Here is a 16,481-nt window from a genome sequence, read left to right on the forward strand (position 1 = left end):
GCCAAATCCGATCGGCGTCGACGGGCTGCCGGTTGTCGGCGAAGGCGAGGCGTCGGCACGCATCGCCTATGGCATTCCCGACGTGGTCGGCAAGGCGAGAGAAGACTATGCGGGCAAGCGCATCCTGGTCATCGGCGGCGGGCACTCGGCCATCAACGTCGCATTGGCGCTGATGGAGTTGCAGGATGCGGCGCCTGGCACCGAAATCTTCTGGGCGCTGCGCCACGCCAGCATCGAGAGACTGCTCGGCGGCGGGCTGAACGACCAGTTGCCGGAACGCGGCGCGCTTGGATTGGCGGCCAGGCAGGCGATGGCGGATGGCAGGCTGAACATGCTGGCGCCCTTCGCCGTCAACGGCATCGAGAGACAAGGCGAGGGCCTCGTGGTCGACGCCAACCTGGGTGGCAAGCCGTTCAACCTGGCCATCGACCGCATCGTCGTCACCACCGGCTTCAGGCCAGACCTGTCGTTCCTGAGCGAAATCCGCATCGCGCTCGATCACGCCGTCGAAGCGCCGCCGGCACTGGCGCCACTGATCGATCCAAACTACCACTCATGCGGCACGGTTCCGGCGCATGGCATTGCAGAGCTCGCGCACCCCGAACCGGGCTTCACCATCGTCGGCTCGAAATCCTACGGCCGTGCCCCGACTTTCCTGATGGCGACCGGCTACGAGCAAGTCCGCTCGGTGGTGGCCGATATTGCCGGAGACCATGCCGCGGCCCGCGAAGTCCGGCTGGTGCTGCCGGAGACCGGCGTGTGCAGCGCCGTCGGTGTCGTGACGGTGTCGGCAAGCGCCGGCTGCTGTGGCGGGCCCGCGCCCGCCGCTGTCGATGCCTGCTGCGTCAGGGATGCGGACGCCAAGGCAACCGGCGCATCGGGTTGCGGCTGCGCAACCGCGCCAGCCACCGAGACGCGAGAGAATATGGCGGCCGGCGTCGATGCCTGAACGATCTGTCCTGCGCAAGGCAATCTGGGCGCTTGGACTGACCCAGATCATCGGCTACGGCACGCTCTATTACAGCTTCTCGATCCTCGCGCCGGCAATGGCTGGGGAGTTCGGGCTCACGGAAGGCTGGGTATTCGGCGCGCTGTCGGCCTCGCTCTTTGCCGGCAGCCTGTTCGCGCCGACTGCCGGGCGGTGGGCCGACCGCTTCGGCGCCGGGCGCATAATGACCGTCGGCTCGGTGGCGGCAGCCGTGGCGCTGGCGCTGTGCGCCGTCGCGCCCGACCGCGTGACCTTCGTCCTGGCATTGCTGGCAATGGAGCTGGCCTCCAGCTTCGTCCTCTACAGCGCCGCCTTCGTGGCGATCGTGCAGATCGGGGTTCCCCGGCCGCAACGCAGCATCACCCACCTGACGCTCATCGCCGGGTTCGCCTCGACCCTGTTCTGGCCACTGACTTCGGCGCTGCATGCGCATCTGACATGGCGCGAGGTCTATCTTTTGTTCGCCGCACTCAATCTCGGGCTCTGCCTGCCGATCCACGCCTGGCTGATGCGCCTGTCGCGCCGCCACGCAACAGTCATGCCGCAAGAGCGCGGGCCCGCCCCCGATGAAGCGGGCACGCGGCTCGATGCGCGGCGTGGCCGGGCCGTGTTCCTGCTCATGCTGGCGGGGTTCGCCACCGAGGGCTTCGTGCTGTCGGCGATCCTCATCCACATGGTGCCGCTGACGGCGGCGCTGGGGCTCGGGACCGCAGGCCTTTTCGTCTCGACCCTGTTCGGGCCGGCGCAGGTCGCCAGCCGGCTGATCAACATGCTGTTTGGCGGCCGCCTGCAGCAAACGCACCTCGCCGTCATCGCCGCGTCGCTGGTCACAGCCGGGCTGTGCGCACTGCTCCTGACGACGCCATGGCTGCCCGGCGCCTTCGTGTTCGTATTGCTGTTCGGCCTCGGTTCCGGCCTCACCAGCATCGTCGGCGGCACCTTGCCGCTCGAACTCTTCGGCCGCGAGGGCTATGGTGCGCGGCTCGGATGGGCAAGTGCTGCCCGTCAGTTCACCTCGGCCTTCGCGCCGTTCGCGCTCGCCTTCATGATGGCGCGGACATCCGTCGCCAATTCCCTGTGGGTCCTGGTGGTCGTCGCCGCGAGCGGCGTCATCGCCTTCCTCGCCATCGTGCTGCTGAGGCGCCGCGGCCGGGTTGCGTTCGCCATTGGCGGCAATCCGGAAGAGGCGGCCTGACCGCGCCTCAATGTCTGAGAATCTTGCTCAGAAAAGCGCGGCTGCGGTCGGTCCTGGGGTGTGAGAAGAACTCGTCCGGCGTGCCGCTTTCGACGATGGCGCCGGCGTCCATGAACACCACGCGCTGGGCGACCTTGCGGGCGAAGCCCATCTCGTGTGTCACCACCATCATGGTCATGCCTTCATCGGCGACCGCCACCATGACGTCGAGCACTTCGGAAATCATCTCGGGATCGAGGGCCGAGGTCGGCTCGTCGAACAGCATGATCTTGGGTCGCATGCCAAGGCAACGCGCGATCGCCACGCGCTGCTGCTGGCCGCCGGAGAGCTGTGCGGGATAGGCATCGACCTTATCGGCGAGGCCAACCTTGGCCAGCAATTCGCGGCCTGCTTTTTCAGCCTCGGCGCGCGGGATCTTGCGGACGTGGATGGGGGCGAGCGTGACGTTTTCGAGTGCCGTCTTGTGCGGGTAGAGGTTGAACGACTGGAAGACGAAGCCGATCTCGGTGCGCAGCTGCGTCATGTTGGTGGCGGGGTCGCCCAGGCGTTGGCCATCGACGACGAGGTCGCCGTCCTTGATCGCCTCCAGGCCGTTGACGCAGCGGATCAGCGTGCTCTTGCCCGAGCCGCTCGGGCCGCAGACGACGACCACTTCGCGCGGCTCGACGCTGAGCGTGATATCCTTGAGCACATTGAGCGTGCCGAACCATTTGTTGACGCCGCGAAAGTCGATCATGCCGGTTTTGGCAAGGCCCGTTTTGGTCATGTTTTCTGGACCTTTGGGGTTGGAAGTCACAACTGCACCTCGCCATGCGCCGCGCCCATGCGCTGCTCCAGCCGGCGGGCCAGCATGATCAGCGGATAGCAGACGATGAAATAGCCGACGCCGACGAGGAAGAAGACCAGCAGGCCGTTGGGCACACGCTGCACCACCAGCCAGCCAACCCGGGTGAGGTCGGTGAGCCCGATCGCCGAGACGACGGAAGAATCCTTGATCAGCAGCACATACTGCCCGACCAGCGGCGGCAGCACGATGCGCATCGCCTGTGGGAGGACCACCTGGCGCATGCGCTGCAAGCGCGACAGGCCGGACGCCAGCGCCGCCTCGACCTGACCTGTCGGCACCGAGCGGATGCCGGCAACGACGATCTCGCAGATGAAGCAGGCGGCGAGGTTGGTCAGCGCGATGATGCCGGCGGTGAAGGCATCGAGTTCGATGCCGAACTCAGGCAGGATGAAGAAGATCAGGAAGATCTGCACCAGGAACGGCGTGCCGCGGATCAGGTCGACCCAGGCCCCGATCAAGCCCGAGATCAGCCGGTTGCCGCCGGTCCGCAGGATGCCGAGGCCGAAGCCAAGCAGGGTGCCGAGCACCAGGCTGATCAGTGACAGCATCACGGTCATGCCGAGGCCGCGCAGGGCCAGCGGATAAGAGCCGGCGAGGCTTTGCAGTTGTTGCCAGATCATGTCCGCGCCCCCGCCGTGCCGAGCCAGCGGCTGGAGACGCCAGCCAGTCCTTTCAGTCCGTAATACAGCAGCAGGTAGAAGGCGGCGATGGTGAGGAAACCTTCGGCCGGCATGAAGCGGTCGGAAGCGAGCAATTGGCCGGCGCGCGTCAGTTCGGAAACCGAGATCAGCGACAGAAGGGCGGAATCCTTGACCAGCACGATCGCCTGGCCAAGCAGCGGCGGGATCGTCACCTTGAAGGCCTGCGGCAGGACGACCAGACGCATGCGCTGGACATAGGTCATGCCCGAAGCGACGCTGGCCTCGACCTGGCCACGTGGGATCGACAGGATGCCGGCGCGAATGATTTCAGCGATATAGGCGCCGCTGTTGAGCGACAGCGCGAGAATGCCGACGACCAGCTCAGGCAGGACGAAGCCGAGCCGGGGCAGGCCGAAATAGAGGAAATAGAGCTGCGCCAGCAAGGGTGTGGCGCGTACGGCGTCGATATAGGCCTTGGCCGGCACGCGAAACAGCCAGCCGCGCTGCAGGTTCATGGCGCACAGCACGATGCCGACGATCAGTGCGCCGACAAAGGACAGCGCCGACAGCCAGACGGTCGTGATCAGGCCCTGCCCGAACAGCGGCAGATATTCGACAATGGTGCGGAAACTGAAATTTTCGAGCATCGTTGGGTGCAATCCCCAGAGTGCAGGAAACGACGGATGAAGCGAAATTCCAGGCGGTTTCGCGGCGCTTGAGACGCGCGCGAAACCGCCTGGGTTTTATCGCTGCTTAGTGGTCTTTCTTCCAGGCGTCGGAATTGACCCAGTAGTCGAGGTTCTTCTGCAGGCGACCATCGATGGTGACCTGGTTGAGGAACAGGTTCATCCAGATCAGCAGGTCCGGCTCGTCATAGCGGGTGGCGAAGGCAAGCGGCTCCTTCGACAACAGGTCCGGCATGATGGTGAAGCTGCCGGCCGGATAGGCGGTCGACTGGCCCTTGACCGCCGAGACGTCGTTGACGCCGCAATCGGCCTGGCCGTTGTTGACGGCGTCGAGCAGCAGCGGACCGCCGCCCTTGTAGCTCTTGATGTCGGCGTCGGGGAAGGCTTTCTTGGCTTCCTTCTCGCCGGTGGCGCCGAGCAGCACGGCGATCTTGGTGCCCTTGGCCTTGCAGTCCTCAGTGGTCTTGAACTTGCTGTCGGCCTTGGTGAAGACGGTGCTGCCCGTGTACATGTAAGGCGTGGTGAAGGCGACCTTCATGCCACGCGCCAGCGTCGGTGTCATGTCGGCGACCAGAAGGTCGGCCTTACCCGACAACAGCGCCGGAATCAGACCATCCCAGTCGAAGTCGAGGAACGTGATTTTCACACCCATTTCCTTGGCCATCAGTTCGGCCAGTTCGACCGAACTGCCGGTGCGTTCGCCGTTGGCGCCAACCAGCGAGAAGGGCGGTCCTTGAGTCTGCACGGCGACGCGCAACTCGCCGCGCTTGGTGATGTCGTCGAGCGTACCGGCACTGGCAGCGGCAGTGAGCCCGGCGAGTGCAAGCCCGGCGATGAAAAATCTGGCAATCTTCATTTCGGTATTCCTCCTTGTTTTTATTGTTCCACGTTGTTTTTCACCCTTTGGGGTGCTTTTTGAGCGGCAGCGCCGTTGCCGACGGCAGCCACCGTTCGAAAATCTTCCTGCCTCAGTCCCGTGCCACCGTCTCGGAAACCGTGATGCCACGCTTGGCCAGTTCGTCGAAGAACCTGATGTCGGGCACGTCCAGCAGCGGGTTCAAAAGGCCCGGTCTGGTGATCTCACGCCGCGCGAGCATCTGCGCCACGATGCTGGCGGGATAGCCGACGCCGAGGCTCATGCCGAACAGGCCCGAAGCCAGGTCCCGCTCGATGATCAGGTCCGACGTCACCGTCTTGGCGCGGCCGTCTTCGAGGCCGGAAAAGACATTGCGCATCACGCACAGGTCCTTCTCGCCGGGACCATATTGCAGTTGCGGGCCGAGCAGACGGCCGAGGAATTCGCGCGGGCTGTTGCCTGTGCCGGGCACCTTGTCTTCGGAGAGGAAGCCAAGCTCCTTCAGCGGCGCCCAGAAGGCCGACCATCCCGGCCAGCGCAGCGTGTAGCGGCCGGAGCGGCGCAATCCCTTGGCGGCGTCCAGCATCTCGACATAATGCAGCGCATCGCCATTGGGGAAGGCTTCGAGCTTGCCCAGACCCGCAACCTCGATTTCATGGATGAACGGATTGTCGTGCTGCTGGCCGGCCGGCACCGCGACGCGTTTCCCGTCTTCGATCATCACGCTGTCGCGGTTCTGGCTGACCAGGACCATGTCGAAATTCCAGCTCACCTTGTAGCACAGCGGCTTGGCCATCGCCTTCGGCTCGGGGATGCCGCCGCAATAGGAATCGATCGAGGAAATCGAGTCGAACTGCCTGGCGGCGCGCGCGTACAGCACGAGGTCGATGCCGGGGTCGAGCCCGCATTCGGTCATGATCGAGACGCCGGCCTGTTCGGCGGCTGGCGCCAGGTCGGCGATCGACTTGGCGTAATTGGTGGTGACCAGCGGCGTGCGCGTGGCGATCGCGGCCTGCACCGCCTGGCGCATCAGCGGCTGCGGCAACAGGTCGATGACGGCGTCGACATCATCAAGCACAGTGGCCAGCGCCGGGCCGATCGCGCCTTCAGGCACCACGAAGCGCACGCGGGCAAGATCGGTCAGGCCGGCAAGCCGGGCCGGGCCATCCGCTGCGGTATCGACGCAGACGATTTCCTCGACGCCGACGCTGGCGACGAGGTCGGCGATTGCCGCCCGACCTTGCAGGCCGAGGCCGCCTAGTACCGCGATCTTCATGCCGGCTCCTTGCGGTCGTCCGACCAGCAGCCTTCCGGCAGGCTGACCCATTTGTTGCAGGACGCCATGACGACGAAGGTTTCGCTGCGCACGACTTCGCCGGGCTCGCCGGCGCCGGGGATCAGTTCGCTGGTGACGCGGTAGAGATCGGCGACGTCACCGGCCACCGTCACGTCGACGATGATGTCGAAGCGCCCGGTGACCACCGAAGCCGAGTTGACGAAGGGCAGTTCGGAAATGCGCTGTGCCAGTTCGCGGGCCCGGCCGCGCCCCTGGGCATTGATGCCGACAATGGCCGAGATCAGCTCGGGGCGCTCGGTCAGGTTCAGCAGGCCGACGATCTTGAGCAGGTTGCGGTCGAGCAGGTTGCGCAGCCGCGTGCGCACCGTCGGCACCGAAATCGCCAACATCTCGGCGATGCGGTTGATGCCCGGCTGTGCATCCTGCGACAGCTGTTTGACCAGCCGCCGATCGGTCAGATCAAGATGTTCCCGCAAAGTCCCCGTCTTTCACAAAAGGAAAAAACTTCGGCTATTTTTTTGCCAATGTGCAAACAAGCTACGTCACGGATATTTGAAAAGCAAGGCGCTGTTTTCACGCGAACTGGGTAGGTCGTCTGCCTGCAGGCGGCCGAACGTGCTGGCGAAAGGCAGCGCGCAGACTAGGACAATCGTGTTGTGATCGGGCGATTGAAGGTGGTGATGCCCCGCTGTCGACGCATGCCGCCGGCGCGTGGCCCGTCCGGATTTCTTCGATATTAATTTTCTTGGTCAAGAATTTGCCCGATCAAGCTGGCACAAGGTCGGCGATCTGCAATGATGTTCCAAGTTTTTCTGACATGATGCTTCATCGATATGGGCGTTTGACTAAAGTGGCGCAGTGTTACCTTGCTTGCCTTGCGGTCCTGCTCGCATTCGGCCCGCCGGTCATGGCAGCCGATAATCGTCTGCACAATTGCGGCGACGATGAGCTCGACGCCTCCAAGCGGATCGTCGTGTGCACCAGCCTGCTGGAGGACAAGGCCGTATCGGTGAATGATCAAGCCCTTGCCCATTTCAACCGAGCGAATGCACTGGACGGCAGCGGCGAATATGACCGCGCCATTGCGGACCTCGACCAGGCGATTGCGCTCGATCCGAATCATATCCTCGCCTTTCGACGGCGCGCCGAGATCTGGATGAAGAAAGGCGACAAGGCTCGCGCCATTGCTGACTATGACCAGGCGATCAGGCTCGATCCAAAGGATGCCTCGATCTACCGCGACCGCGCTGATGTCTGGGCGAGCAAGATGTTCTACAAGCGGGCCATTGCCGAGTACGATCAGGCGATCAGCCTCGATCCGAAAAACGCCGTCGGCTACAACAATCGCGGTCTGCTATGGTCGTACATCGATGATGCGGACCGGGCCTTAGCCGACCTTAGCCAGGCGATCACCCTCAATCCCCATTATGCCGAAGCCGTCACCAATCGGGGTCGGGTCTGGTCGTACAAAGGCGAGTATGATCTTGCGCTGGCGGACTACGATTACGCGATCGCCATCAATCCAGGCTATGTGCAAGCCTACGACAGCAGGGGCCTCGTCTGGGCATCCAGGCATAAATATGATGACGCCATATCAGATTACAATCTCGCGATCGCAATAGATGCCGGCTATGCTGGCGCCTACAGGAACCGTGCCGCGGCCTGGAGCGATAAAGGCAAATACGACACCGCCATCGCGGACTATGATCAAGCGATCTTCCTCAATCCTGAAGATGCCGCCGCCTATCTCGGGCGCTGTTACGTGTGGCTGTACATGGCGAAAAACAATCGCGCGATCAATGATTGCACTCAGGCGTTGCACTATGCGCCGAACTATCCCAGCGCCTACGAAGCGCTGGGTATCGCCAGTATGTACAAGACAGACTATGTCGAGGCCTTCGCCAACTTCAACGAGGCTGTTCGTCGAAACCCAAAATTCGCGGGTTTCTATCAAAGTCGCGGCATTGCCGGATTCTACTTTGGTCCGGCCGCCAAGGCACAGGCCGATCTGGAGAAGTCCGCCCAAATGCAGCCCCAGGATGCGTATTCCGCAATCTGGGTGGACCTTGCCCGGCGCCGCAACGGGCAGTCGAGCATCCTGCGCGTGGCAAAGCTCGACATGACGAAATGGCCGGCGCCGCTGGTCCGCATGCTGCTGGGTGACCAGGCGCCTGAAGTGACACTGAAGGCGGCTGATGATCCGGATGCAACCATCAGGAACGAGCAGGTCTGCGAGGCCAATTTCTACACAGCGGAATTCCAGCGGCTGCAGCATCGTGACGACGAGACGTTGCCGCTCTATCGGCTCGTGCTAAGCGATTGCCCAAAGCATTTCATCGAATACCTCGCTGCGATCAACGCGCTACGCTCCATGGGCAAAGCGCCGTAGAGCGCGACTTCACACCAGCGCCTCCGCCAGCAGTTTTGCCTGTGGCGTCAGATCCTCGAAGCGGCGGGCACAGAGGTTGAGCTGGCGTGTTGCCCAGTCGTCGGTCAACCGTAGGCTGCGCAGCGTGCGGGCGGAGCGGCGCGCGGCACTTTCGGGCACGATGGCGATGCCGGCGCCCTGGGCGACCAGCCGGCAGACATTGTCGAGGCCGGGCACGCGGATGCGGAAGTGCAGATGGCCGCCAAGGCGGGCGGCCTGACGGGTGATGTGCTCCTGCAAGGGATGGCCGGCGCTCAGGCCGACAAAGGCTTCGCCGAGCAGGTCGCCGAGGCTGGCCGTATTGCCTTCGAGGTCGGGCCAGTCTCGCGCGGCGATCACCATGAGCCTGTCGATGAAGAACGGCTTCTGCTCCAGATGCGAAAGGCCGGCCCAGGTCGCGGCGATGCCGAGATCGGCGGCACCGCTTGCCACCGCCTCTGCGATCTCGTGGCTGGGGCGCTCGTCGAGGTCGATGTCGATGCCGGGATGCGCGACGAGGAAGGCCGGCAGCATGTCGCGCAGCAGCGCGCTGGTGGCGGCCGTGTTGGCCATCAGCCGCACGCGGGCGCGCAAGCCCGTGGCATAGGCGCCGAGGTCGCCGGCCATCGCCTCGATCTGGTTCTGCACCGCCCGCGCATGGTGCAGCAGCGCCTGCCCGGCGGCCGTCGGCACCACGCCGCGCCGCCGCCGCTCTAAAAGCGGCGCGCCGAGGCTTTCCTCCATGCCCTTGATGCGGGCGCTGGCGGAGGCGAGCGCCAGCCCCGCAAGTTCGGCACCATGGGTGATACTGCCGCGCTCGGCGACCAGCAGGAACAGCCGGAGATCGGTAAGATCGAAGCGCATCTTTCTTCTCCTGCAGGGCTTCAGCCTTCGGCGCAGGCGAAGGCTGACGGCGTAACTTCCACATTGTGGGCGGCCGGCATGTCAGTCAAATCTTTTGCGATGGAGATGCGCGATGAGCGAAAAGGCGACAGGCCGGCATGGACCCGGCATACTTGAAAGCGCGGCGATCGTGCTTGCGATCGCGGTGGCCTCGCTTGCCATGGCGCGAGCGGAGCCCGGCCAGCGCGGTTGCGTGGCGATGGCTGCCCCTGTCCACCATGAAGCAACGCCTGCAAAACCCGCACCCGACGATGATGCGGCGGACATGCTGTTGCATGACTGATCGAAGCGGCACCCCGAAGGAACGACCGTGCTGAGCGTCGGCGTCATCGCCTGGATCGGCGCGGTCTTCCTTGCCGCGGGCTTCGTCAAGGGTGTCGTCGGCATGGGGCTGCCGACCGTGGCGATGGGGCTGCTGGCGGTAACGATGCCGCCGGCGCAGGCGGCTGCCCTGCTCTTGATCCCGTCGCTGGTCACCAATCTTTGGCAGTTGTTCACCGGCCCATCCTTCGGCGGGCTGTGCAAGCGGTTGTGGACGATGATGGCCGGCGTCGTGCTTGGCACCGTCGCCGGGGCCGGTCTGCTCACCGGCACACACTCTGGCGTTGCCTCGGCCGGGCTCGGTGCGGCGCTGGTGCTTTACGCCATTCTCGGCCTGCTCAAGCTTGGCTTCACCACGCCGGCGCGCCACGAGGCGTTGGTGTCACCGCTGGTCGGTGTGGCGACCGGGCTGGTCACCGGCGCCACCGGGGTCTTCGTCATCCCGGCCGTGCCCTATCTGCAATCGCTGCGGCTGGGCCGGGAAGACCTCATCCAAGCGCTCGGCCTGTCCTTCACTGTGTCGACGGCGGCTCTTGCCCTTGGGTTGTTCAAGGCAGGCGCGTTCGCATCGCCGACAATGCAACTGGCGGGATCGGTCCTGGCGCTTGCGCCGGCGCTCGCCGGCATGTTCGCCGGCCAGGCGCTGCGCCAGGCGATGAGCGTCGAGACGTTTCGCACGGTGTTCTTCGCCGGGCTGCTGATGCTGGGTGGGTATCTGGTCTTGGAGGCCGCGCTCTGGTCTTCGGCATCCTAAGCGGCCGGTGGCGATTGGCGCGGAGCGTGATCATCAGCGTCATGCAGCGTCCCATGGAGGCTTTGTCGTCATGGTGCGGCGCAACCGGTGGTTCGGATGCTGCGGCGCGTCGAGACGTTCCAGAAAAGCGGCGTAGACATCCGGCTCGACAGCAAAGATGTCGCGGTTGAGCAACGTGTCTTCAGTGGCACGCTGCAACGCTTCGAGCATGAAGTCCTTGCGCATGAATGGGCTCCTTCCCTGCGTTAACAGCATAGCATAGCGACGATGTCACTACGATCTGTCGGTCCGGCCGCCCGATGAAAAGTCGCGCCCTCATTCGGCAATCGACCTGATGACGTTGGCCGGGTTTCCCCCGACAAGCGTGTTCGGGGGAACGTTCCTAGTGACCACGGAACCCGCCGCGACAACCGAGTTTTCGCCCACCGTCACGCCGCCGATGACCGTCGCGCCGGCCGCGATCCAGACATTGCGTTCGATCACGACCGGCTTTGCGGTCGTGAAGGCGCGACGCCGCGACGGTTCGAGGGGATGGCCCGAGGTGATGAGGCTGACATTCGGCCCGATCATGACATCGTCGGCGATGTCGAGCCCGCCAAGATCATAAAAGGTGCAGTTCTGATTGATGAAGACATTGCGCCCGACGCGGATATCGGATCCGCCGGTCGTGTAGAAGGGCGGGATCAGCAGGAAGCTGTCGTCGACCTTCCTGCCAATGAGTTCGCTGAACAGGGTCCGGACTTCAGCCGCGTCGTTGAAGGTCAAGCGGTTGAGGCTTGCGGTGGTCGCCATCGCCCGTTTGACGTCGGCCAGCATGGCGGCCGACTGCGGCATTCCGCTGGGAATTATCCTGGTGCGACCCTCGTCCGCCATTCGTCAATTTTCTCCGGCGCGGTCGAACAATGTTGGCGCACGACAGCCGCGCCGGGATGGTCTCCGGCTGTTATTTGAGCATGATTCCGAAAGTCAGTTCCAGCCCGGAAAAACGCCCTAGCGGACGACCAGCACCGGGATTTCCGTGTAGGACAGCACTTCCGCCGTCTGGCTGCCGAGAAGCAGCTTGCCCAGTCCGCGGCGGCCGTGCGAAGCCATGACGATCAGGTCGCAGCCCAGGGCCTGCGACAGTTCCAGGATGGCTTCGGCGGGCCGCTTGTCCTCGACATGCACGACCTCCGCGGAGACGCCGACGGCGTTCGCCGACGCCTTGCACTTGTCGAGCACTTCCTTAGCGTGTCGTCCCGCCTCTTCCTTGTAGGCAGCCAGTTCGTTGCCGGCGGCATAGCCGGCCATGGCACCCCCCAAGGCGAAGATCGGGAATGGTTCCGAGACGGTGACGAAGGTGACAGCAGCGCCGAGGCCCTTGGCCAACGTCAGGCCGTGAGTAACGCCCTTGTCGGCCAGTTCCGATCCGTCCGTGGCGATGAGCAGATGTTTGTACATGACGATCTCGACTTGTTGTGCAAGGGCCTGTGCCCTTGTGGTGGCGGGAGCCTTGTGGAGGCTGGCCTTGATATAGTTGCGGCCTCGGGCCGATCACAGGGCCGGCCCGCCGCCGATCAAGGCCAGGCGACCACGCAGTTTTGTACCAAGCGGATTCCCCTTTGCCGCATCGTCGCTTAAGGTGCCGGCGACACTGAAAGGCATTCCATGAGCAACGCGTATCCCCAAATCCATCTGGTCCGGCATGGTGAGACGGCATGGAGCCTTTCGGGGCAGCATACCGGCCGCACCGACATGCCGTTGACCCCGGTTGGCGAGGCCGCCGCGCGGGGTGTCGCCGATAGGCTCAAGGGGCTGTCTTTTTCGGCCGTATGGTCGAGCCCGTCGCAGCGCGCCTACAACACCAGTGTACTGGCCGGCTTCGACGCGCAGAGCGTCAAGAAGGACGATCTGCAGGAATGGGACTACGGCGCCTATGAGGGGCTGACGACAAAACAGATCCTGGCCGAGCGCCCCGGCTGGAATGTGTTTCGCGATGGTTGTCCAAAGGGCGAGATGGCGGCCGATGTCGGCGCGCGGGCCGACAGGATTATCGCCGGGCTGCGCGAGGCCAATGCCGGCATATTGGTGTTTTCCAGCGCGCATTTCTTGCGCGTGCTGGCGGCGCGCTGGATTGGCCTGCCGCCCGAAGGCGGCGCGCTGCTTGTGCTCGAAACAGCCAGCATCAGCGTGCTCGGCTACGAGCATGATTTGAGCGAGCCGGTCATCCGGAAATGGAACCAGAAGTAGGGCGGCTTTGGCCAGCGGCGCCGCTTCCGCCCTACCTGTCGAATTTCTTGATCGCTTCGGCGGTCACCGGCGTGAAGAAATTCACCAGATTGCCATCGGGGTCGCGAAACAGCAGCGAGCGATTGCCCCAGGGCATTGTGGTTGGCTTCTGCACAGTAACATTCCTGACGAGGTCCGAGAGCCTGGCGAATTCAGCATCGACGTCGCCGACGCGGAACTCGAGGATGACGGTGTGGTTGTCGGCGGGGCGGGCGATGTCGCCGCCGAACAGCATCAAGGTGCGCGTGCTGCCAATCGCCAGCGTGCAGGCCGGTGTCGCCAGTTCCGCGAAGTCTTCCGTGTAGACCGTCACGGGCATGCCCGTGATCTCGCCGTAGAAGCGCACGAGGCGCTGAACGTCCGAAGTGATGATGCGGACAGAGACGAAATTCATTGCTTTGGCTCCTGATCGTTGAAGCCGTGGCCGGCTCCCATCCGACCTATAGGCTAGGCCTCCGGACAGCTTTCCGTCAGGAAGGATTGCTGTGAGCCTGCACCAGCGCACGCGCTGCTTACCCCGTCAGCAGCGCCAGTTCCTCCGGTGTCAAATGCCGTGCCGTGCCCTTGGCGAGGTCGCCGAGCGGCAGGCGGCCGATGGCGATGCGGATGAGGCGCAGGACCTCGACGCCGTGCGCGGCGAGCAGGCGGCGGATGTGGCGGTTGCGGCCTTCGTCGAGCACGATCTCCAGCCAGGCGGTGCGGCCACCGCTGCGCAGCAATTCGATCGAGCTGGCGCTCAGGATCTCGCCGTCGACGCTCACGCCCGCGCGCAACGTCTTCAACATCGCCGCGTCCGGCACCGTGCCGACCTGCACGTGATAGGTTTTCGGCAAATGCGAAGCCGGGTCCATCAGCCGGTTGGCAAATCGGGTGTCGTTGGTCATCAGCAGCAGGCCTTCGCTGGCCTTGTCGAGGCGGCCGACCGGCGAGACGAAGGGCAGGTCGAGCCCTTCGAGGCAGGCATAGACGGTGTCGCGCTGCTGCGGGTCGTCGCGGGTGGTGACCAGCCCGCGCGGCTTGTTGAGCATGAGATAGACCTTGCGCTCGGCAACCACCGGCCTGTCGTCGACGACGATGCGGTCGCGGTCGAGGTCGACCCGCAGGGCTGCATTGCGCACCACCTTGCCGCCGATGCGCACACGGCCTTCGGCGATCAGCACCTCGGCCTGCGTGCGCGAGCACAGGCCGAGCTTCGACAGTGCCCGGTTGAGACTGACGCCCAATAGCTTGCTGGTGTGTAGTTTGCCGGCGGGTGGCTTGCCGTTAGGCGGTTTTCCGGCGGGTGGTCGTGCTGCCATGCTGCGGATCGTCCGTTATGACAGACAGATGCCACGGGGGGTGACGGCTTCGCAAGCTGGATGCGGCGAGGGCCGGCAACCCGAGGCCAAGCTTGATCCAGGTCCGCCGCGCATTGGAAGCCGATCGGCGGTTTCAGAATTTGCGCGGGTCGATACCTTTGGTGCCCGGTCCGTAGGGGCTCGGATAGATCTCGCCGATGGTCATCAGTTCGATCTCGCCATCGAGGGTGGAGCCGATGATCTTCACGTCGGGATCATCGCAGCAGAATTCCCAGATCACTTGCCGGCATTCCGCGCACGGCACGCCCGAATAGGGGCCGTGGCAGACGATGGCCTCGATCTGCCGCTCGCCCGCCGCAGCCATCTGCATCACCGCGTTGCGCTCGGCATGCACCGATTGCTGCAAGGTGACGATCTCGACATTGCAGGCGGCGAACAGCCGGCCAGATGAGGTGCGCACGGCCGAGCCGACCTTGTGGTTGGAGTAGGGCGTGTAGGCCTTGTCGCGCGCTTGCGCGGCGGCTGTGACAAGTGCCTGGTCGGCACTCGAAAGCTTGTCGAAGCTGGTCTTCTTCATCGGTCTCTCCACATCCATGCCCCATCCCGCACTGATTCAGGATGGAGCGCTATCTCTTTGCTTTCTTGCGACCTTTCCTGGCTCAAGCGTCCTGCCGCTCCGGCCGTGTAACGAGCCCGGCGGCGAACGGGACGACCGAAAGGAAGAAGCCTACCAGCGAGGCTGGAATGCCGCCGGGTTCGCCCATCAGCACGAGGATGGCGGTCGAGCCGGCGCCCAGCACGATGGTCGCCAACATCGACCAGGAGGGAATGCGCCAGCCGAACGTGGCCGATAGCACGGGCAGCAGCAGGCCCGGCACATAGACCGAGAAGCCGAGCATCAGGATGGTGACGATGCCGGGCACGCTGAGCGCCACCACCAGCGCCACCAGGCCGAGCACGAGCAGCAGGATGCGGCTGGTCCACAGCCTTTCCCTGTCGCTGGCGTCGGGGCGCAGCCGCGAGATCACGTCGCGCTGCAGGGTGGTGGCGGTGATCAGCAATGTCGTGCTGGCCGTCGACATCGCCACCGCCAGGAAGGCGGCCACCAGCACGCCGATGATGCCATGCGGCAAAAGCTGCACCATCAGGTCCGGCATGGCGTTGACCGGGTTGGTGCCGGACGGCAGCAGCGCCTTGGCTGCGACGCCGAGGAAGGTGAGGATGACGCCGAACACGGCCATGATGACGAAGCCGTTGATCAGGCCCTTGCGCGCCGTCTCCGGCGAGTTGGCGGAAAAGACGCGCTGGAAGCCGATCGTGTCGATGAAGCCGGCGGGCAACAGCAGGAACCACACGAATAGCGTCGCAGGCGGCACGTTGGCGAACAGATTGTAGAAGCCGGGAATGTCCCTGGTCGCCTCATAAACATGCGAGACGCCCGGTCCGAAGATGACGAACAACGGCGCCACCACGCCGATGACGACCAGGAAGATGACCGCCTGCAGCACGTCGGTCGCCACCACAGCGAGGAAGCCACCCAGCATGGTATAGACGATGACGACGAGGAAGGCGACGATGGCGCCGGTGGTCGGGTCCATCCCCGAAAACAGCGTGAACACCATCGAGATGCCGAACACCTGCGCGGCCGCCCATGCGAGGTAATTCCAGCTGGTGACCAGCGAGGCGGCGACCCGCACCGAACCCGGATAGTCCTGCGCGACGATGTCGGGCGTCGTCACATGCATGCGCTGGCGCACGATCTTGGCCAGGAAGATGCCCATCAGCAACAGTCCGATCGGGAAGGTGAACCACCACCATGTGCCCGAAATGCCGTAGCGGACCACCATTTCAGGCGTGCCGAACAGGCCGGCAAGCCCGGTCCACGAGGCGAAGGCCGAAATGGTCAGCCACAGCGGCCCCATGCGCCGGCCGGCGACGATGTAGTCTTCCTCGGTCTTGATCGAGCGGGCGAAGAACAGCCCGATTGCGGTGACCGCCACGAGATATACGGCGACAACCG

Annotated in this window: 20 protein-coding genes; 6 read left to right on the plus strand and 14 right to left on the minus strand. The window is 64.3% G+C overall.

The annotated features are described in order from the left end of the window. Both EN984_RS03160 and arsK read left to right on the plus strand, forming a co-directional pair. A partial coding sequence (locus tag EN984_RS03160) for a flavoprotein (protein ID WP_127383627.1) occupies window positions 1-949 on the plus strand: 949 nt, incomplete at its 5' end. Then, a complete protein-coding gene (gene arsK / locus EN984_RS03165) occupies window positions 942-2,183 on the plus strand; it encodes an arsenite efflux MFS transporter ArsK (protein ID WP_127270947.1) in 1,242 nt (413 codons plus the stop codon). The genes EN984_RS03160 and arsK, both read left to right, overlap by 8 nt. A gap of 7 nt (window positions 2,184-2,190) precedes the next feature. Here the strand turns inward: arsK and EN984_RS03170 are convergent, their stop codons facing one another. The 6 genes from EN984_RS03170 to EN984_RS03195 all read right to left on the minus strand — a co-directional run bounded on the left by EN984_RS03170 (window position 2,191) and on the right by EN984_RS03195 (window position 6,986). Further along, complete coding sequence (locus EN984_RS03170) at window positions 2,191-2,919, minus strand: amino acid ABC transporter ATP-binding protein (protein WP_164748892.1); 729 nt, start codon at window positions 2,917-2,919, stop codon at window positions 2,191-2,193. A gap of 56 nt (window positions 2,920-2,975) precedes the next feature. Continuing rightward, a complete protein-coding gene (locus EN984_RS03175) occupies window positions 2,976-3,650 on the minus strand; it encodes an amino acid ABC transporter permease (RefSeq protein WP_127272108.1) in 675 nt (224 codons plus the stop codon). Further along, complete coding sequence (locus tag EN984_RS03180; RefSeq protein WP_127271796.1) at window positions 3,647-4,318, minus strand: amino acid ABC transporter permease; 672 nt, start codon at window positions 4,316-4,318, stop codon at window positions 3,647-3,649. Before EN984_RS03180 ends, EN984_RS03175 begins: the two co-directional genes overlap by 4 nt. A gap of 106 nt (window positions 4,319-4,424) precedes the next feature. Beyond that, window positions 4,425-5,213, minus strand: coding sequence for an ABC transporter substrate-binding protein (locus EN984_RS03185; protein WP_127272106.1), 789 nt, complete (start codon window positions 5,211-5,213; stop codon window positions 4,425-4,427). Window positions 5,214-5,325: 112 nt separating this feature from the next. After that, on the minus strand, window positions 5,326-6,489 hold the full coding sequence (locus tag EN984_RS03190; protein WP_127271167.1) for a saccharopine dehydrogenase family protein: 1,164 nt from the start codon (window positions 6,487-6,489) through the stop codon (window positions 5,326-5,328). Further along, window positions 6,486-6,986 carry an Lrp/AsnC family transcriptional regulator gene (locus tag EN984_RS03195; RefSeq protein WP_127271168.1) on the minus strand — a complete coding sequence of 167 codons (501 nt, stop codon included), beginning with the start codon at window positions 6,984-6,986 and terminating at the stop codon, window positions 6,486-6,488. The genes EN984_RS03190 and EN984_RS03195 overlap by 4 nt, the downstream gene beginning before the upstream one ends. Before the next feature lie 431 nt (window positions 6,987-7,417). Between EN984_RS03195 and EN984_RS03200 the strand changes: the two genes are divergently transcribed. Further along, window positions 7,418-8,899, plus strand: coding sequence for a tetratricopeptide repeat protein (locus EN984_RS03200; protein ID WP_164765369.1), 1,482 nt, complete (start codon window positions 7,418-7,420; stop codon window positions 8,897-8,899). A 9-nt stretch (window positions 8,900-8,908) separates the two neighbouring features. On the opposite strand, the gene EN984_RS03205 is transcribed toward EN984_RS03200, so the two are convergent. Next, window positions 8,909-9,781, minus strand: a complete 873-nt coding sequence (locus EN984_RS03205) for a LysR substrate-binding domain-containing protein (protein ID WP_127269975.1) — start codon at window positions 9,779-9,781, stop codon at window positions 8,909-8,911. Window positions 9,782-9,893: 112 nt separating this feature from the next. Between EN984_RS03205 and EN984_RS03210 the strand changes: the two genes are divergently transcribed. Further along, entirely contained in the window at window positions 9,894-10,103 is a 210-nt protein-coding gene (locus tag EN984_RS03210) for a hypothetical protein (RefSeq protein WP_127269973.1), read from the plus strand. A 27-nt stretch (window positions 10,104-10,130) separates the two neighbouring features. Continuing rightward, complete coding sequence (locus EN984_RS03215) at window positions 10,131-10,895, plus strand: sulfite exporter TauE/SafE family protein (protein WP_127269971.1); 765 nt, start codon at window positions 10,131-10,133, stop codon at window positions 10,893-10,895. 39 nt (window positions 10,896-10,934) lie between these two features. On the opposite strand, the gene EN984_RS03220 is transcribed toward EN984_RS03215, so the two are convergent. The 3 genes from EN984_RS03220 to EN984_RS03230 form a co-directional block, all read right to left on the minus strand. Further along, on the minus strand, window positions 10,935-11,120 hold the full coding sequence (locus tag EN984_RS03220) for a DUF1778 domain-containing protein (RefSeq protein WP_236382721.1): 186 nt from the start codon (window positions 11,118-11,120) through the stop codon (window positions 10,935-10,937). Between the two features lie 90 nt (window positions 11,121-11,210). After that, window positions 11,211-11,768 (minus strand): sugar O-acetyltransferase, encoded by a 558-nt coding sequence (locus EN984_RS03225; RefSeq protein WP_127269967.1) that lies wholly within the window; start codon window positions 11,766-11,768, stop codon window positions 11,211-11,213. A gap of 117 nt (window positions 11,769-11,885) precedes the next feature. Then, window positions 11,886-12,335, minus strand: a complete 450-nt coding sequence (locus EN984_RS03230) for a universal stress protein (protein WP_127267216.1) — start codon at window positions 12,333-12,335, stop codon at window positions 11,886-11,888. A gap of 207 nt (window positions 12,336-12,542) precedes the next feature. Between EN984_RS03230 and EN984_RS03235 the strand changes: the two genes are divergently transcribed. Next, window positions 12,543-13,124, plus strand: coding sequence for a histidine phosphatase family protein (locus EN984_RS03235; protein ID WP_127267215.1), 582 nt, complete (start codon window positions 12,543-12,545; stop codon window positions 13,122-13,124). Between the two features lie 31 nt (window positions 13,125-13,155). Here EN984_RS03235 and EN984_RS03240 read toward each other — a convergent pair whose 3' ends face one another. From EN984_RS03240 to EN984_RS03255, 4 genes are all read right to left on the minus strand, one after another. Further along, window positions 13,156-13,557: a VOC family protein gene (locus EN984_RS03240; RefSeq protein WP_127267214.1), complete on the minus strand. Its 402-nt coding sequence runs from the start codon at window positions 13,555-13,557 to the stop codon at window positions 13,156-13,158. A 118-nt stretch (window positions 13,558-13,675) separates the two neighbouring features. Next, window positions 13,676-14,461 carry a pseudouridine synthase gene (locus EN984_RS03245; RefSeq protein WP_236382725.1) on the minus strand — a complete coding sequence of 262 codons (786 nt, stop codon included), beginning with the start codon at window positions 14,459-14,461 and terminating at the stop codon, window positions 13,676-13,678. Between the two features lie 133 nt (window positions 14,462-14,594). Then, window positions 14,595-15,038 (minus strand): cytidine deaminase, encoded by a 444-nt coding sequence (locus EN984_RS03250; RefSeq protein WP_164748890.1) that lies wholly within the window; start codon window positions 15,036-15,038, stop codon window positions 14,595-14,597. 82 nt (window positions 15,039-15,120) lie between these two features. Further along, a partial coding sequence (locus tag EN984_RS03255) for a sodium:solute symporter family protein (protein ID WP_164765370.1) occupies window positions 15,121-16,481 on the minus strand: 1,361 nt, incomplete at its 5' end.

This window comes from Mesorhizobium sp. M7A.F.Ca.CA.004.12.1.1, from assembly GCF_003997835.1.
GTDB lineage: Bacteria > Pseudomonadota > Alphaproteobacteria > Rhizobiales > Rhizobiaceae > Mesorhizobium.

What these genes read in the sequence shown, in the direction of transcription:
- EN984_RS03175 (WP_127272108.1), bottom strand. Translation starts at nt 3,650, where the DNA reads ATGATCTGGCAACAACTGCAAAGCCTCGCCGGCTCTTATCCGCTGGCC.
- EN984_RS03180 (WP_127271796.1), bottom strand. Translation starts at nt 4,318, where the DNA reads ATGCTCGAAAATTTCAGTTTCCGCACCATTGTCGAATATCTGCCGCTG.
- EN984_RS03235 (WP_127267215.1), top strand. Translation starts at nt 12,543, where the DNA reads ATGAGCAACGCGTATCCCCAAATCCATCTGGTCCGGCATGGTGAGACG.
- EN984_RS03240 (WP_127267214.1), bottom strand. Translation starts at nt 13,557, where the DNA reads ATGAATTTCGTCTCTGTCCGCATCATCACTTCGGACGTTCAGCGCCTC.
- EN984_RS03190 (WP_127271167.1), bottom strand. Translation starts at nt 6,489, where the DNA reads ATGAAGATCGCGGTACTAGGCGGCCTCGGCCTGCAAGGTCGGGCGGCA.
- EN984_RS03230 (WP_127267216.1), bottom strand. Translation starts at nt 12,335, where the DNA reads ATGTACAAACATCTGCTCATCGCCACGGACGGATCGGAACTGGCCGAC.
- EN984_RS03245 (WP_236382725.1), bottom strand. Translation starts at nt 14,461, where the DNA reads ATGGCAGCACGACCACCCGCCGGAAAACCGCCTAACGGCAAGCCACCC.
- EN984_RS03205 (WP_127269975.1), bottom strand. Translation starts at nt 9,781, where the DNA reads ATGCGCTTCGATCTTACCGATCTCCGGCTGTTCCTGCTGGTCGCCGAG.
- arsK (WP_127270947.1), top strand. Translation starts at nt 942, where the DNA reads ATGCCTGAACGATCTGTCCTGCGCAAGGCAATCTGGGCGCTTGGACTG.
- EN984_RS03225 (WP_127269967.1), bottom strand. Translation starts at nt 11,768, where the DNA reads ATGGCGGACGAGGGTCGCACCAGGATAATTCCCAGCGGAATGCCGCAG.
- EN984_RS03200 (WP_164765369.1), top strand. Translation starts at nt 7,418, where the DNA reads ATGGCAGCCGATAATCGTCTGCACAATTGCGGCGACGATGAGCTCGAC.
- EN984_RS03210 (WP_127269973.1), top strand. Translation starts at nt 9,894, where the DNA reads ATGAGCGAAAAGGCGACAGGCCGGCATGGACCCGGCATACTTGAAAGC.
- EN984_RS03185 (WP_127272106.1), bottom strand. Translation starts at nt 5,213, where the DNA reads ATGAAGATTGCCAGATTTTTCATCGCCGGGCTTGCACTCGCCGGGCTC.
- EN984_RS03220 (WP_236382721.1), bottom strand. Translation starts at nt 11,120, where the DNA reads ATGCGCAAGGACTTCATGCTCGAAGCGTTGCAGCGTGCCACTGAAGAC.
- EN984_RS03170 (WP_164748892.1), bottom strand. Translation starts at nt 2,919, where the DNA reads ATGATCGACTTTCGCGGCGTCAACAAATGGTTCGGCACGCTCAATGTG.
- EN984_RS03250 (WP_164748890.1), bottom strand. Translation starts at nt 15,038, where the DNA reads ATGAAGAAGACCAGCTTCGACAAGCTTTCGAGTGCCGACCAGGCACTT.